Origin of the sequence: Marinobacterium arenosum (assembly GCF_019795155.1) — a bacterium.
Classification (GTDB): domain Bacteria; phylum Pseudomonadota; class Gammaproteobacteria; order Pseudomonadales; family Balneatricaceae; genus Marinobacterium_C; species Marinobacterium_C arenosum.
Genome location: NZ_JAILYN010000006.1, coordinates 87518 through 102320, shown reverse-complemented (window position 1 = coordinate 102320; position 14803 = coordinate 87518). Strand labels below are relative to the sequence as shown.

The window sequence follows — 14803 nt, the reverse complement described above, 5'->3', positions numbered from 1 at the left end:
AGCCTCAGAGCTTGCAGTGGACTTCCGGCTGGTCGAAGCCCAGCGTGTCCAGTTCGGTGACAGGGTGCAGAAAGCCTTCCTGGGGGGACTGGGAGACCAGTGCGCGCGGGTGGACCAGCGGGATCGGCTGGCGCAGCTGGCCGTTCCAGCGGCGGTAGCTGAGCTTGCGGCCCTTGAAGCCGGCCAGCTGGAAGCGGTCCGAGCGGATATGGTGCTCCAGCGTGGCGGCATCGTTGGCGCCGGTCTGGATCGCCGCCTCGGCGATCGAGCGTACCGCCGCCCAGGCGGCGTAGTCGGTGCCGGTCATCCAGCGGCCAGCCATTTCATCGAAGCGGGACTGCAGCTGGGCCGCGCCCCACTGCTCCACCACCCGGTGCCAGGCCACCGGCGTCAGCCCCTGGGTACCGGCCACCGGCCGTGGCAGCCAGCTGTTGTACAGCACGTATTCACCGAAATCGCCGCGCTCGTCGGCCACCAGTACCACGTCGTAGTCGTCGGTACGGGTGAACAATGGCAGCTCCTTCTGGGCGGTACGGCGCAGATCGGTATCGAAACTCCAGGCCTTGCGCGCCACGATGCGGGCACCGAACCGCTGGGCGGCGCGCTCAAGCGCCTCGGCGTAGCGCTGGTCTTCCGGCTGGTTGCCGACCAGCAGCAGCCAGCGCTCGAAACGACGTGCCTTCAGCCACTGGCCCAGGGCGTCGGTCAACATCGCCCGGCTGGGCGCGGTGTGCAGCACATTGGTCGGGCAGCTCTGCCGGCGCAGGCTGTCGTCCTGGCTGCCGGCATTGAAGATCAGCGCCTGCGGTCCCAGGGCCGCCGACAGCCGGAGCAGTTCGGCGGCCGGCAGGTTGGCGACGAACAGTTCGACCCCCTGCTGTTGCAGCTGGCGGGCGCCAGCCAGTACCTCGTCCGGGCTGTCGGCCCGCACCGTCTGCAAGCGGTAACTCTGCTTCAGGAAACGGCCGGTGGTGTTGCTGTCATCGATCGCTAGCTCGGCGCCACGCAGGCCGCTATCGGCCGGTTCCGGCAGGATATTGGACAGTGCCGGCGGACGCTCGGGCTGGTAGTGCAGGTAGCCGATCTCGATCTGCAGCGGTTCGCTGGCCCGGGCGGCGACGCTCGACAGCAGGAGGGCGGTGATGGTGATCAGTGTGCGCAGCATAGTCGTCATTCAATGTTGTTTTCGACCAGCTTAGGCGCGAAGAGGCGCGGGGCGGAATATGAAGAAAGTACTGAACGGCTGCTACCGAAGTAGTAAATCGGACCGATTTTGACGGTCGCGGGAGGGATGCCCGGCGTAATGGGAAATTTTCCCGGCGCAAAGTAGCAGCGAATTCGTTCCGAAGTAGCATTTTCCCGAATCGGTCGGGCTCTAGCATGGATGGGGTGTCTTTATAGAAATAACGAAAAGAGGCTCCCGATGGCTATTTTGAAACCGCTGGCTGCCGCTGGCCTGGCATCCCTGATCGCACTCGCCTCACCGGCCCAGGCGCAGGGGGACCTGACCCGCAAGCCGATCGCCCTGCCGGACCTGGTGATGGGCAACGAACAATCCGACTATGCGCTGTCGCAGAAGGAGTACCAGTTGGAGACCGGCAAGGCCTACAAGCTGGCGATCATCTCCAGCGGGCTGAAGGAATATGCGCTGCAGGCACCGGAGTTCTTCGCCGCCATCTACCTGCGCAAGGTGGAAGCCGGCGGCATGGAGATCAAGGCGGTCAGCCTGACCGAGCTGGAGTTCGAGGATGCCGCCGAGGCGGAGATCTACTTCGTGCCGGTCAAGCCGGGCCGCTTCGAGTTCGCCATGGACGGGCTGGAGCACAAGGGCATGACCGGTGTATTCAACGTTCGTTGAGCAGCGGCTCAGTCTTTATACGGCCTCCGACGGAGGCCGTTTTTTATTTCTTTAGGCTCATCGCGGAATAGTGGATTAGCGGGAATCATCTACATCAACTGAATGTGTGCCGCGTGGGCACAAAAAACGTGCCCACCCTACAAGGCTGCAAGTTTGCACGCAGGAGCCGCAGACCCACTCAGAACCTACTACCAACGGATTAACTTTTGAGCGCCAAAGTACGATTCCGGCGCTGAAGGGGGCCGGCCTATCATCATTTACATGCTCGCAGGCTGGCCCCGCGAGGCGCTGATTTCGAGTTCGGACTGAGCTCGTTTCGAGCTGACACAGATATAACAACGACAGATAAAGCAACAACGGGTGACAGTAATGGCTAACAACAAATTCCTTTCTAGTATCGCGGCGACGGCACTGCTGGGTGTGACCCTGTCCGGTCAGGTGCTGGCGCATGGCGATGTGACGCCTCAGGCGGTGGATACGCAGGGATTGCTGCCACTGGGTGAAGAGTGGGTGGACGAAAATCCGTACCGCAAGCCGAACAAGGATTACGAGCTGGCGGTGAAGGTGGGCTCTTCCGCCTATAACCAGAACTGCGCCCGCTGTCACGGTCTGGAAGCCATCTCAGGCGGTATCGCGCCGGATCTGCGCGAGCTGTCGTCGGATTTCGATGGTGACGAGTGGTACCAGTACCGGGTACGCAACGGCGCGGTGCGCGACGGTGCGGTCTATATGCCGAAGATGGCGGACTACCTGAGCCAGGAGGCGCTCTGGGCGATCCGTACCTACATCGAGTCTCGTCGTGAAGAGATGTAAGCTGTTTGCCGCGTTTCTTGTGGCCTGCCTGGTATTCGCCGGGCAGGCACAGGCACGCTATTACGACGATGTGATCGCCTCCGGTACCCTCCGCATCGGCGTCTACCGTGACTTTCCGCCGTACTCCTTCTTGCGAGATGGCCAGCCGGCCGGGGTCGATATCGAGATCGGCCGGCGGATCGCCGAATCGCTCGGTGTCTCCCTGGACGTCCACTGGATCACCCCGGACGAGAACCTCGAGGACGACCTGCGCAACAACGTCTGGAAGGGCCACTACCTGGACAAGGACCCGCAAAACTCACTGGCGCCCAAGAATCTGGCCGATGTGATGATGCGAGTGCCCTATGACCGGCAGTACGCCTTCAAGCGCGAGTCGACCGGCGAGCTGGTCAACGAGATGGTGGTGCTGTTCGGCCCCTACCAGCGCGAGAGCTGGCGGGTGGCGTTCGACAGCCGCAAGATCGATCAGGTCTCCACCGTCGCGGTGTTCCAGTACCACCCGGTCGGCGTCGAGATCGACAGTCTGCCGGCGTTCTACCTGACCTCGGCCTTTGCCGGCCGGATGCGCGACAACACCCACCATTTCAGCAACCTGCCGGCCGCCTTCGAGGCGATGCGCCGTGGCGAGGTCGATGCGGTGATGGGGATGCGGGCCGAAGTGGACTGGCAGCTTCACCGGGCCGGTGACGGCCGTTACCGGGTCGGCGAGAACGGTTTTCCGATGATGGGCAAGCAGAAATGGGATATCGGCATGGCGGTCAAGCACAGCTACCGCCAGCTGGGCTACGCGGTGGAGGAGGTGGTCGACCGGCTGGTACGTAGCGGCCAGATGGCCGAGATTTACCGGCAGTACGGGCTGACTTACGAGAAGCCGGGCCTCTATCAGGAGACCCTTTAACACCACGGAATAGGAGGTGCTTCGATGCGTGCATGGAGTAACGCGCTGCTCTTCGCCCTGGCGCTGAGCGGCGTCCCGAGCGAGGCGGCGGAGCCGACGGCGGGCGATCCGCTCGACTCGGTGATGTGGGAGTACAACCGGCAGATCTTCCTGGCCGACCAGCCCTACCGGTTCGACGAGCGGGTGCTGGTGGAACTGCCGCCCTTCGCCGAGGACCCGACCCAGGTGCCGTTGACGGTGGATGCCAGCGCGCTGGCCGGCCGTATCGAGCGGGTGATCGCCTGGGCCGATCTGAACCCGATCCAGCAGATCTTCAACTGGTATCCGGCGGCGGGCAGCCGAGCGCGGCTGTCGTTGCGCTTCAAGGTGCAGCAGGCCACTCCGGTGCGCGCTGCGGTCTTGACCCAGGACGGTGTCTGGCATGTCGGCAGTGGTTTCGTCGATGCCGCCGGCGGCGGCTGTACCGCGCCGAGCATGGCCAACAGCGATCCTTACTGGGAGAGCCACCTGGGCGAGATCGCCGGCCGCCGTTTCCAGGCCGGCAGTGCCAGTCGCTATCGGTTCAAGGTGATCCACCCGATGGACACTGGTCTGGTCAACAACATTCCCGAATTTTTCCTGCAACAGCTGGAACTGCGCGATGGCCAGGGCAGCGTGCTGAGCCGGATGGAACTGTTCCCGCCGGTCAGCGAGAACCCGGTGTTCACCTTCGACCTGGAGGGCACCGAGGGCCCGCACCGGCTCTGGTTGCGGGATAACGGCGGTAACGAATTCGAGCGGACGCTCTGAGGGGGGACCATGTTGCACAGCCATTTCAGCCGGATCTTCAAGGCCTTCGCGCTGCTAATCCTGATGCTGCCGGGACAGAGTTGGGCGGCGCCGCTGAGCTATGACCTGAAGCCGCAGTTAATCGCCGAAGACACCTATCTGCTGCAGGGCCGGTTGGAGGATTTCAGCCGCGGCAACGGCGGCAATATCGTCAACACCGCCTTTATCGTCACCCGCGACGGGGTGGTGGTGTTCGACACCGGCCCGTCGTTCCGCTACGGAAAGGCGATGCGCCAGGCGATCGCCCAGGTTACCGACCAACCGGTGCTGCATGTGTTCAACAGCCACCACCACCCTGATCACTTTCTCGGCAACCAGGCGTTCGCCGACGGCACCATCTGGGCGTTGCCGGATACCGGCCGGTTGATGGCGGAGCAGGGCGGCGCGTTCAGCGACAACATGTACCGGCTGGTGGGCGACTGGATGCGGGCCACCGAAATGCAGCTGCCTAATAGGCCGCTGCAGGTCGACCGTCTACAGGTCGGTGAGCACCGGCTGCGCTTTTTCCCGATGACCGGCCATACCGGCGCCGACCTGGTGATGCTTGACGAAACCACCGGAGTGCTGTTCGCCGGCGACATGGTGTTCTACCAGCGCGCACTGACCACCCCGCAGACGCCGGGGCTGGCGGTCTGGCTGCGTGATCTCGACGCGATCGCCGCGATACCGCACCGATTGTTGGTGCCCGGCCACGGTCCGGCGGTGCCGGACGGCTCCGCGATCGGCCAGATGGGTGACTACCTGCGCTGGCTGGATCTCACGTTGCGCAGTGCCGCCGAGCGGGGCATGAGCATGACCGAACTGATGAAGATACCGTTCGATGCGCGTTTCGCCGAGGTGGCGCTGCGCCGCCACGAATTCATCCGCACCGTCGCCCACCTCTATCCACGCTACGAGGAGGCCGTTTTTCAAAAACAGTGACGGCGCTGCCTGGGCGGCCTGTTTCTGTCGGTCGGGCCGATCCGAAATTGTTCGGCCCGTAGCGCGCGCAACGAAGTATTACTACCAAGTGATGAGAAAACTCACTCCGGCGGTCAATGTTGCCGTTTCGGCCGATCGCGAAGAATGCCAAAAGGTGGCGGGAATATTTCCCGGCCGCCCGCTGAAACGCCTGACAACCTCTCTAAAAATAATGAACCCCTGAAGGAGACAGCGATGATCCAACGAGGCCGCGGCAAAGCATTTGCTGTTACGACGCTGGTAGCAGCCCTCTCGATGGCCGGCATGGCAAACGCCGGTGTGACCGACCAAGATATTCTCAACGACCAGATGACCACCGACGACGTGGTTTCCAACGGCCTGGGGCCGAAAGGGCAGCGCTTCAGCCCGCTGAAAGCGGTCAACACCGATACGGTAAAGGATCTGCGACCGGTCTGGTCGTTCTCCTTCGGTGGTGAAAAACAGCGCGGCCAGGAATCCCAGCCGATGGTCAAGGACGGCGTGATGTATGTCACCGCCTCCTACTCGCGGGTGTTCGCGATCGACGTCAAGACCGGCGACGAGTTGTGGGAGTACAACGCCCGTCTGCCGGACGGCATCATGCCCTGCTGTGACGTGATCAACCGTGGCGTGGCGCTCTATGACGACCTGGTGCTGTTCGCCACCCTGGATGCCAAGCTGATCGCGCTGGACAGCAAGACCGGCAAGGTGGTCTGGAAGAAGAAAGTGGCCGACTACAAGGCCGGCTACTCGATCACCGCCGCGCCGCTGGTGGTCAACGGCAAGGTGATCACCGGGGTATCCGGTGGCGAGTTCGGTATCGTCGGCAAGGTGGAAGCCTACGACGCCAAGACTGGCCAGATTCTCTGGAGCCGGCCGACCGTCGAAGGTCATATGGGCTACATCTGGAAAGAGGGCAAGAAGGTCGAGAACGGTATCTCCGGCGGCAAACCGGGCCAGACCTGGCCGGGCGATCTGTGGAAGACCGGTGGTGCGGCCACCTGGCTGGGCGGTACCTACGACCCTGACGTAAACCTGCTGTTCTTCGGAACCGGTAACCCGGCGCCCTGGAACTCCCACCTGCGTCCGGGCGACAACCTGTTCTCTTCCTCCCGCCTGGCGATCGATCCCGATACCGGCAAGATCGTCTGGCACTTCCAGACCACGCCGAATGACGGCTGGGATTTCGACGGCGTCAACGAACTGGTGTCGTTCGATTACAAGGACGGCGGCAAGACCATCAAGGCCGCCGGCACCGCCGACCGCAACGGCTTCTTCTATGTGCTGAACCGCGAGAACGGTGAATTCATCCGCGGCTTCCCGTTCGTCGACGAGATCTCCTGGGCCAAGGGGCTGGATAAGAATGGCCGGCCGATCTACGTCGATGACAACCGTCCGGGCAACCCGGCCGACGTCGATGGCAACAAAGGCAAGCCGGTGGTGGCGATCCCGTCCTTCCTGGGCGGCAAGAACTGGATGCCGGTTTCCTACAGCAAGCAGACAGGGCTGTTCTACGTGCCCTCCAACGAGTGGGCGATGGATATCTGGAACGAGCCGGTGTCCTACAAGAAAGGAGCCGCCTACCTGGGCGCGGGCTTCACCATCAAGCCGCTGAACGACGAGTATATCGGCGTACTGCGCGCCATCGACCCGAAAACCGGCAAGGAGAAGTGGCGCTACAAGAACTACGCGCCGCTCTGGGGCGGGGTACTGTCCACCGCCGGCAAGCTGGTGTTCATGGGTAACCCGGAGGGCTACCTGATGGCGTTCGATGCCGAGACCGGCGAGCTGAAATACAAGTTCAACACCGGCTCCGGCATCGTCGGCTCGCCGATCACCTGGGAGATGGATGGCGAGCAGTACATCTCGGTGGTGTCCGGCTGGGGCGGCGCGGTGCCGCTGTGGGGCGGCGAAGTGGCCAAGCGGGTCAAGCACCTGAACCAGGGCGGTTCGGTCTGGACCTTCAAGCTGCCGAAAGAGGATGCCTGATCGATCGAAGCGAGAGCGGGCCCCGCACGGGGCCCGGTTTTCATGCTCATCCCTGGTACTTACCGGGCCTCGTGCCCGGTTTTTTTATGTCTGCGCCCGGCTGTGCGGATCGCCGTCGATATAGCTAATCCAGCTTGGCAGCACTCCAGCCACTCTTCTTCTGGATCAATTTCAGTTTCAACACCACCGGCAGGGCGCAGAGCACCAGGCCGATCAGCGACAGGACGGCGGTGTTGGTGGCCAGTGTGGCAACCTGCTGTTTCAGACTCTCGCTAATCAGTCCGGCACTGAGCGGCATCTGCAGGCTGCTGGGCAGGATCAGCCGGACGCTGTCGGCGCTGTCGAAATCCAGCACGCTGCCGGCGAACATCGGGATGATGAAACCGCTGCCTAACAGGATATAACCGGCGAACGGCTATTCCGAGTCAATGAACGCTCTGCGCCGGCCGGCCAGGTTGTTGCACAGCAGACGGGTTATCTCGCTGGCGGGCAGAGGTTTGGAGAAATAGTAGCCTTGCATGAGGTTGCACCGCTTGTCCTTGAGAAAGTCTTGCTGCCCTTGGGTTTCGACACCTTCCGCGATCACCTCCAGTTGCAGGTTATGGGCCAGGGCGATGATCGCCTGGGCGATCGCGCGATCACCGGGAACGTTGAGGATATCCTGGACGAACGATTTATCGATCTTCAACCGATCCAGTGGCAGGCACTTGAGGTAGTTGAGCGAGGAGTAACCAGTACCGAAATCGTCCACCGCCATCCGGACTCCGATCTCCTTCAGGGCTTGCAGTGTGGAGATGGCGCCGTTGGTGTCATGCATCAGGTGGCTTTCGGTAATCTCCAGTTCCAGATAGCGCGCCGCCAAGCCGGTTTCTTCCAGTGCCTGTACGATGCGTTGCTTCAGGTCTGCCTGCAGAAATTGGCGGGTCGACAGATTGACCGAAATAGTCAGCGGCGGCAGGCCCATCTGTTGCCAGGTTCTGGCCTGGCGGCAGGCCTGGCGCAGCACCCATTCGCCGATCGGCACGATCAGGCCGGTTTCCTCGGCCAGTGGAATGAATTCGGTGGGGGGAATCATGCCCCGATCGGCGTGGTGCCAGCGCAACAGCGCCTCGGCGCCGACAATGGCGCCACTCTGCAAATCGACCTGGGGCTGGTAGTACAGTTCCAGTTCGTTGCGCTCCAGTGCGCCGCAGAGACTGTTGGCCAGGGTTAGCCGTTGCTCCACCTGTCGACTCATCTCCGAGGCGAAGAACTGGATTCCGTCCCGGCCCAGATCCTTTACCCGGTGCAGGGCGGTATCGGCTTGCTTCAGCAGGGTTGCGGCGTTATCGCCGTCCTCGGGATAACAGCTGATACCGATACTGGCGTTGATGAAGAACGCCTGACCGGACAGGGAAAAGGGGGCTTTCAGCGAACGTCTTATCCGCTCCGCAAGCTGCTGGATCTGCTGCTCAGTCTGTAGACCTTCCAGCAGGATGACGAATTCGTCGCCGCTTGGTCGGGACAGGGTATCCTCCACACGTAGCACGCTGCTCAACCGCTTAGCCACACATTTTAGCAGCGCATCGCCGGTGTCATGGCCCAGGCTGTCGTTGATCAGCTTAAAGCGGTCCAGGTCCAGAAACACCACCGCAATCATACTGCCGCCGTGCTGTGCTCGCACCAGGGCCTGCTGTAGGTGGTCAAACAGCAAATTCCGGTTTGGCAGACCGGTCAGCGAATCGTAATTGGCTTGATGGTGTAGCCGTTTTTCATAGGCCTTGCGTACCCCCAGCGCCTTGCGCAGATGGCGGGTCCGTTCCTCGACCCGCAGTTCCAGCTCTGCCAGCCGCGATTGGCGTTCCTTGAGCAGCTGCCATTTGTCCGACAGTGCGCAGGCAAGTTGAATCACTTCGATATGCTCGAATGGCTTGCGCAGTATCAACATGCGATCCGAGCGGCCCAGACGGGCAACGATCTGGTGCCAGGAATAGTCGCTATAGGCGGTGCAGATCACCACTTGTATGTTCGGATCGACCCGCCATAACTCTTCAATGGTTTTGAGGCCGTTCCAACCACCGGGCATTCGAATATCCACAAAGGCAACCGAGTAGGGGGCTCCCTCGTGGACCGCCCGTTGGACACGGTCACGCCCCTCTTCGCCATCGGCGATCAGGTCGACCTGAAATGAGGGCGGCCTGGGGTGGGGGGCTGTACTGCCGCCGAACAGGCTGGTTTCAAGATCATTGAGTCTCTCCACTCTGCTATCGGCTCTGGAACTCTCCGTGAAGATCTTCTGGAAGGCATCCAGAATGGCAGAGTTGTCGTCGATCACCAGGATACGGGGGACAGTGGGCGGGTCGAACGCCGTTCGCTTGCCACTCTGGGGGCTGTCGGTCACTGCTAGAGCGATCTCTTTAGGGGACACAGTGCGTTCCTCCAGATCAGATAACACCGTCAACATGGACGCTGTTGTTACATTCGGTGCGGGTGGAACAGGTCTGGCATTGCAGGTTGGTGGGCAGTTCCAGCCGGAATGTCGCGCCCTGGCCCGGACCATCGCTGTGGCAGTTCAGTGAGCCGCCCATCTCGAGCGCCCAGGTCGCGCTCAGGTGCAGGCCGAAGCCATGGCCGTTCCCTTTGGTGGTAAAGCCCTGGCAGAACAGCTTCGGCAGGTTTGCGCTATCGACGCCGACGCCGTTGTCGCTCACCTCGAAGTTGATCAGGCCCTGTTCGCAGCTGGTACTGACGGTGACACATCCATCCGTGCGTGCCGCAGCCCGCAAGGACTGGGCGGCATTGAGCAGCAGGTTGATGAGGATCTGCAAGACCTTGTGCCGGTCCATGGCCAGTGCGCCGTTGTACTGATAATCCCGTTCAATACGGATACCGTCCGTACCGGTGCCGGCCAGAGCGAGGGTCAGGGCCATCTCCATGATGTCGTTTGCCGAGACCACTTCCTGCAGGCCTTGCTGGCTGGCGAACTGCTGATGGGCCGTCACTACCCCGGTTGCATGCTCGGTATGTGCGTGCAGCGAGTCGACATCCCGAAGCAGCTCGATCCGCTCGGCTGCCAGATGTTCACTGAGCTGTTGCAGGTAGTCGGGCAACAGCTTGCCCTGCGGGTCCCGGCTCAGGAACTCGGCCAGCGAGCCTTCATGTTGCCGGAGCAGTTCGCTGACCTGCTGAAGCCTGGGGATTTTCGACCGGCACAGTTTGTCCCGTAACAGGGAGGAGGTGACGGTAATCCCATTCAGGGCGTTACCGAGATTATGCAGAATGCCGGCAGCCAGAATCGCCATTCCGGCCTCGCGGGATTTATCGCGCAATTGGGCCTGAATCCGGGCCATACGCAGCGCCGAGCGGACCCGGGCCCTGAGTTCATCGGCGCAGAAGGGTTTGGCGATGTAGTCATCGGCGCCGGACTCCAGGCCCGATACGCTGGCTTCGCTTCCGCCTCGGGCGGTCACCAGAATGACCGGCAAGTGGCTCAGGCTGCTGCTGGACTTGATGCGTTGGGTCAGGCCGAGGCCATCGAGCTTCGGCATCATCACATCCGATACCACGATATCGATGTGGCGGCCCTGCAGTAGCTGCCAGGCCTGTTCGCCATCGGCCGCCGCCAGTACCTGATAATCGGCAGTCAGCAGTTCGCTGATGTAGGCGCGCATATCGGGGGTGTCATCGACCACCAGAACCACCGGGACGCCGTTCCCGGCAACGGGTTCGCGCAAGGTTGTCAATTGCTGGGGGGCGCTTTCCAGGAAACGGGCGCGTCGCAAAACGCCGATCTGCCCGGTCTGGGGTAGCGGCGATTCGGTTATGGTGGGGGCCGCCAAGTTGTTGAGACGTGCAGAGCCACAAGGCAGTTGGATGAAAAAGCGGACCCCTTGGTCAGGCTCACTCTCCACGCCGACACGGCCGCCCATCAGCTCGGTCAGTTCCTTGACCAGTGCCAGGCCGATCCCGGTGCCGCCATGGCGGCGAGTGGAGGAGGCATCGCCTTGCTGGAAGCGTTGGAACAGTCTGGCCTGATATTCTCGACGGATGCCAGGGCCGGAGTTGAATACGGCGAACTCGAACCGGTCATCATTCAGCAGCCGGATCTCCAGCAGGATCTCGCCATCTTCGGGGGTGAACTTGAGGGCGTTGCCGAGCAGGTTCATGGCGATCTTTTCAAACAGGTCTGGGTCCAGCCAGACCGTCTTCAGCGACTCGGCGAAGCGGTAGCTTAGCCTGCAGCCTTTCCGCCGGGCCACTTCGGCGGCGTCTTCGATCAGTGGTGACAGCCGCGCCGGCAGGTCCACCGCTTGCCAATCGACATCGAACTTGCCGGCCTCGGCTTTGGCGAAGTCCAGGATCTCGCTGACCCGGTTCAGCAGCAACAGGGCGTTGCGCTGTACCCGCTCCAGCGGATTACGCCACTGTGGCGAGGTCTCCGCCTGGGCCAGTAGCTGTTCAAGTGGGGACAGGATCAGCGTCAGCGGGGTACGCAGCTCATGGCTGACATTGGCCAAAAACTCGCTCTTGGCCAGGTTGGCGGCTTCGGCGTCGTTCTTGGCTTGCTGCAGCTGCCGGGTCAGTTTGCGACGCTCGGCAATCTCCATCTTCAGTTCGTCGTTGGTTGCAGTCAGTTCACGCGCGCGGCGACGGTTCAATGAGAGTGCCCAAATGACGGCCGTAAACAGGCCGCTGCCGAGCAGGCCGCTAATCAGTACCCAGCGGGGTTTCTGCAGATCAATGGTAGCTTCGAACGCAGGCAGGGAGCTGAAGCGCAAGTGCCAGTTTCGGCCGTCAAACTCTAAGGTATGCAACGAGGAGAAGGATGCCTGATAGTCTTTCTCTCCGCTCTCCAAACTGTCGTACATCAGGTTGCTGTCGGCGATCTGCGCATCGAAGATCTGCAGGCGCGTATCGATCAACTCCTTCTCACCGAGGATGCCATGCATCAAGTCATTCATCCGAAACGGACTGTAGATGTAGCCGATCAGCGCCGCCCGGCGCAGCTCGACGGTAGCCGGCGTTTCTCCCTTCGGATAGAGCGGCAGATACATCAGAAAACCGTGCTGAACCTCTTGGCCGGTTTCCTGCACCAGAGTGACTTTGCCCGATACAGCCGGCAGGCCACTGTCGCGCGCGCGTACCATGGCTTCGTGACGTACCGGCTCAGAGAACATGTCGTAGCCGAAAGCACGCTGGTTGCGCCAGTCGAACGGTTCCAGATAAACGATGGCGGTGTATTCATCCCGCTGCCCGGCGGGCCAGAGGTTATAGTCGGCAAAGCCCTCGGCACGTACTGCCTGGATATACGCATCACGTTGAGTCGGCAGGATTCGCCGCGAGAAGCCAAGCCCCTGGATGCCGGGATAATTGGTGTTTATATCCAGGTTGTGCACATAGGTGTGCCATTCATCCCGCGTCACCTTTTTGCTGGAGGCGAATAGGCTGATACCACCGCGCAGCACCTGTTCGTACGCCAACAGCCGTTGCTGAATGGCAAACAGGGTTTCGCTGACCCTGAACTCAAAGCGTGCGCGGGCGGCCTCCTGTACCCCCTCCTGAGAGACTTTCCACAGCCACAGCGTGATAAGCAGCAACGGCAATGCTGCTAGCAGGACGCCCGGAACGGGCTTGCGGAAGGCGGCGCCGATATTCGGGGCTCTTTCGAGGGAAAAGATCGCCTTCCATAGCTGAGATCCGAACATCTTCCATGTTCCTCCTGAGAGATTTCAGGTGGCTAACTGACAGTACCGGAGGGATGCCGCCATCGGCGTCCCTGCTGGCTTTGACGGAGTCTCGTCAAGTATAGAACCTTTCAGGAGAAGCGAGCGGAAACAGGTGGCACAGGTCGGCCCTTGTCGCTCTAGGCGAAGGAGGACTGCGCTTGATTCAAGCGGGTGCGATACTGAACCGGGTCGAACTCCAGCAGCACGTCGCATCTCTCGACAGGCAGGTTTTCGGCGAGCTGAAGTTTACCGATGGTGGCGGTTATTTCGGCACGGGTTGCCAGCACAGCATGCGCAATACCTTCGACGCTATTAACCTCCTGCCAATCTGTTTCCGATGCTGAAGCCACTGTGCTGACAATGCTCAGGGTGGTCGCCAACAACAGCTTCTTGGTACGTGCTTTCATTTCGATGCCGCCTGCTTGATGGGAGTGTTGATAGGATACTGTTGTTTGTTTGTTGATCAATCAGGTCTCGTTAGACAGACTGTTGCGAAAATTCGCACGGTTACGCTGTTCGGGCTGCTCCGCGCTTTCCACCGAGGCTGACTATAGTGAGTGCAGATTGGGAAAGAGGGGTGGCCGTTGGAAAGCCTGTTGAATTCACTGGGCCGGTGGCTTGGGGTATTGCTGCTGGTCTATCTGCTGGTTGTGGTGCTGCTCTGGTGGGGACAGCGCCGGCTGATCTACCTGCCGGATAGCGACCGGCCTACAGCTGAGCAACTGGCATCGCTCCATCTGAAATTCTGGCCGGCAGGCGGCGATGCATATCGCGGTCTGGTCGATGCCTTAGCGCCGGCAGATGCCAAGGGCACGGTACTGGTGGTGCACGGCAATGCCGGTTCGGCCCGCCACCGGCATTTCTACATCGACGCATTGCGGCCGCTGGGGTACCGGGTACTGCTGGTCGAATATCCAGGCTATGGCGGCCGACCGGGCAGGCCGTCACAGGCGGTGCTGGTGGCCGATCTGCAACGGACATTGCAACTGGCCCGGCAGCAGTATGGCGAGCCGCTCTATCTGTTCGGTGAATCGCTGGGGGCCGGGGTGACGGCGGCGGCGGTGGCCGCCAGCGAGCAACCGGTCGCCGGGCTGATCCTGCTGGCGCCCTGGGATTCACTGGCCGAGCTGGCGCAGCATCACTATCCCTTGCTGCCGGCACGCTGGCTGGTGCGTGATCACTATGACAGCGTCGCCAACCTGCGTCACTACCGGGGACGGGTGGCAGTGCTGGTGGCTGACCGGGACCAGGTGGTACCGGGCCCACATTCGCAGCGGTTGTTCGATAGCCTGGCCACCGACAAGCGGCGGTGGATCTTTGCCGACAGCGACCATAACAATTGGCCGTTGGCGGCATCGGAAAGCTGGTGGACGGAGGTGATGGCGTTCGTGGCCGGGGAGGGACGGTGATTTTTGCAGCCGGATGCGGACCTGTAGAGGGGGCTTGGCATGCCCTTTGGGTACCGATCGCGACCGGCATCAGGTTTTGCCTCTTGATTCCTGTCGCCCTCGGAGCGGGCTGCTACTAAGCTTGGGCCTTCGTAGCCGCGGGCTCCGACCGCGACCCTCGGCGATTCTTTCGAAGTTCGCGGGTGTCGCCCTCGGAGCGGGCTGCTACGAAGCTTGGACCTTCGTAGCCGCGGGCTCCGACCGCGACCCTCGGCGATTCTTTCGAAGTTCGCGGGTGTCGCCCTCGGAGCGGGCTGCTACGAAGCTTGGACCTTCGTAGCAGCGGGCTCCGACCGCGACCCTCGGCGATTCTTTCGAAGTTCGC

General features: G+C 61.7%; 12 protein-coding genes. 7 read left to right on the top strand and 5 right to left on the bottom strand.

Annotated features, from left to right (window positions below; all coding sequences use genetic code 11):
- Nucleotides 1–4 precede the first annotated feature (4 nt).
- A complete protein-coding gene (locus tag K6T12_RS04575; RefSeq protein ID WP_255611539.1) occupies nt 5–1174 on the bottom strand; it encodes an ABC transporter substrate-binding protein in 1170 nt (389 codons plus the stop codon).
- A gap of 249 nt (nt 1175–1423) precedes the next feature.
- Here K6T12_RS04575 and K6T12_RS04570 point away from each other — a divergent pair, with 249 nt between their 5' ends.
- The 6 genes from K6T12_RS04570 to K6T12_RS04545 all read left to right on the top strand — a co-directional run bounded on the left by K6T12_RS04570 (nt 1424) and on the right by K6T12_RS04545 (nt 7325).
- Nucleotides 1424–1858: a copper-binding protein gene (locus K6T12_RS04570; protein WP_222219918.1), complete on the top strand. Its 435-nt coding sequence runs from the start codon at nt 1424–1426 to the stop codon at nt 1856–1858.
- A 369-nt stretch (nt 1859–2227) separates the two neighbouring features.
- On the top strand, nt 2228–2671 hold the full coding sequence (gene pedF, locus K6T12_RS04565) for a cytochrome c-550 PedF (protein WP_222219916.1): 444 nt from the start codon (nt 2228–2230) through the stop codon (nt 2669–2671).
- Nucleotides 2658–3569, top strand: a complete 912-nt coding sequence (locus K6T12_RS04560) for a substrate-binding periplasmic protein (protein ID WP_315853563.1) — start codon at nt 2658–2660, stop codon at nt 3567–3569. Before pedF ends, K6T12_RS04560 begins: the two co-directional genes overlap by 14 nt.
- 24 nt (nt 3570–3593) lie before the next feature.
- A complete protein-coding gene (locus tag K6T12_RS04555; RefSeq protein ID WP_222219914.1) occupies nt 3594–4358 on the top strand; it encodes a quinoprotein dehydrogenase-associated SoxYZ-like carrier in 765 nt (254 codons plus the stop codon).
- Between the two features lie 9 nt (nt 4359–4367).
- Nucleotides 4368–5318, top strand: coding sequence for a quinoprotein relay system zinc metallohydrolase 1 (locus tag K6T12_RS04550; RefSeq protein ID WP_222219912.1), 951 nt, complete (start codon nt 4368–4370; stop codon nt 5316–5318).
- Nucleotides 5319–5552: 234 nt separating this feature from the next.
- Nucleotides 5553–7325, top strand: a complete 1773-nt coding sequence (locus K6T12_RS04545) for a PQQ-dependent methanol/ethanol family dehydrogenase (protein WP_222219910.1) — start codon at nt 5553–5555, stop codon at nt 7323–7325.
- A gap of 124 nt (nt 7326–7449) precedes the next feature.
- On the opposite strand, the gene K6T12_RS04540 is transcribed toward K6T12_RS04545, so the two are convergent.
- The 4 genes from K6T12_RS04540 to K6T12_RS04525 form a co-directional block, all read right to left on the bottom strand.
- Nucleotides 7450–7695, bottom strand: coding sequence for a hypothetical protein (locus K6T12_RS04540; RefSeq protein WP_222219908.1), 246 nt, complete (start codon nt 7693–7695; stop codon nt 7450–7452).
- Nucleotides 7696–7740: 45 nt separating this feature from the next.
- Nucleotides 7741–9732 carry a putative bifunctional diguanylate cyclase/phosphodiesterase gene (locus tag K6T12_RS04535; protein ID WP_222219906.1) on the bottom strand — a complete coding sequence of 664 codons (1992 nt, stop codon included), beginning with the start codon at nt 9730–9732 and terminating at the stop codon, nt 7741–7743.
- Nucleotides 9733–9748: 16 nt separating this feature from the next.
- Nucleotides 9749–13009: a CHASE domain-containing protein gene (locus K6T12_RS04530; protein ID WP_222219904.1), complete on the bottom strand. Its 3261-nt coding sequence runs from the start codon at nt 13007–13009 to the stop codon at nt 9749–9751.
- Nucleotides 13010–13167: 158 nt separating this feature from the next.
- Nucleotides 13168–13497 (bottom strand): hypothetical protein, encoded by a 330-nt coding sequence (locus K6T12_RS04525; RefSeq protein WP_222219902.1) that lies wholly within the window; start codon nt 13495–13497, stop codon nt 13168–13170.
- Nucleotides 13498–13614: 117 nt separating this feature from the next.
- On the opposite strand from K6T12_RS04525, the gene K6T12_RS04520 reads away from it, so the two are divergent.
- Nucleotides 13615–14439, top strand: a complete 825-nt coding sequence (locus K6T12_RS04520) for an alpha/beta hydrolase (protein ID WP_222219900.1) — start codon at nt 13615–13617, stop codon at nt 14437–14439.
- Nucleotides 14440–14803: the final 364 nt, after the last annotated feature.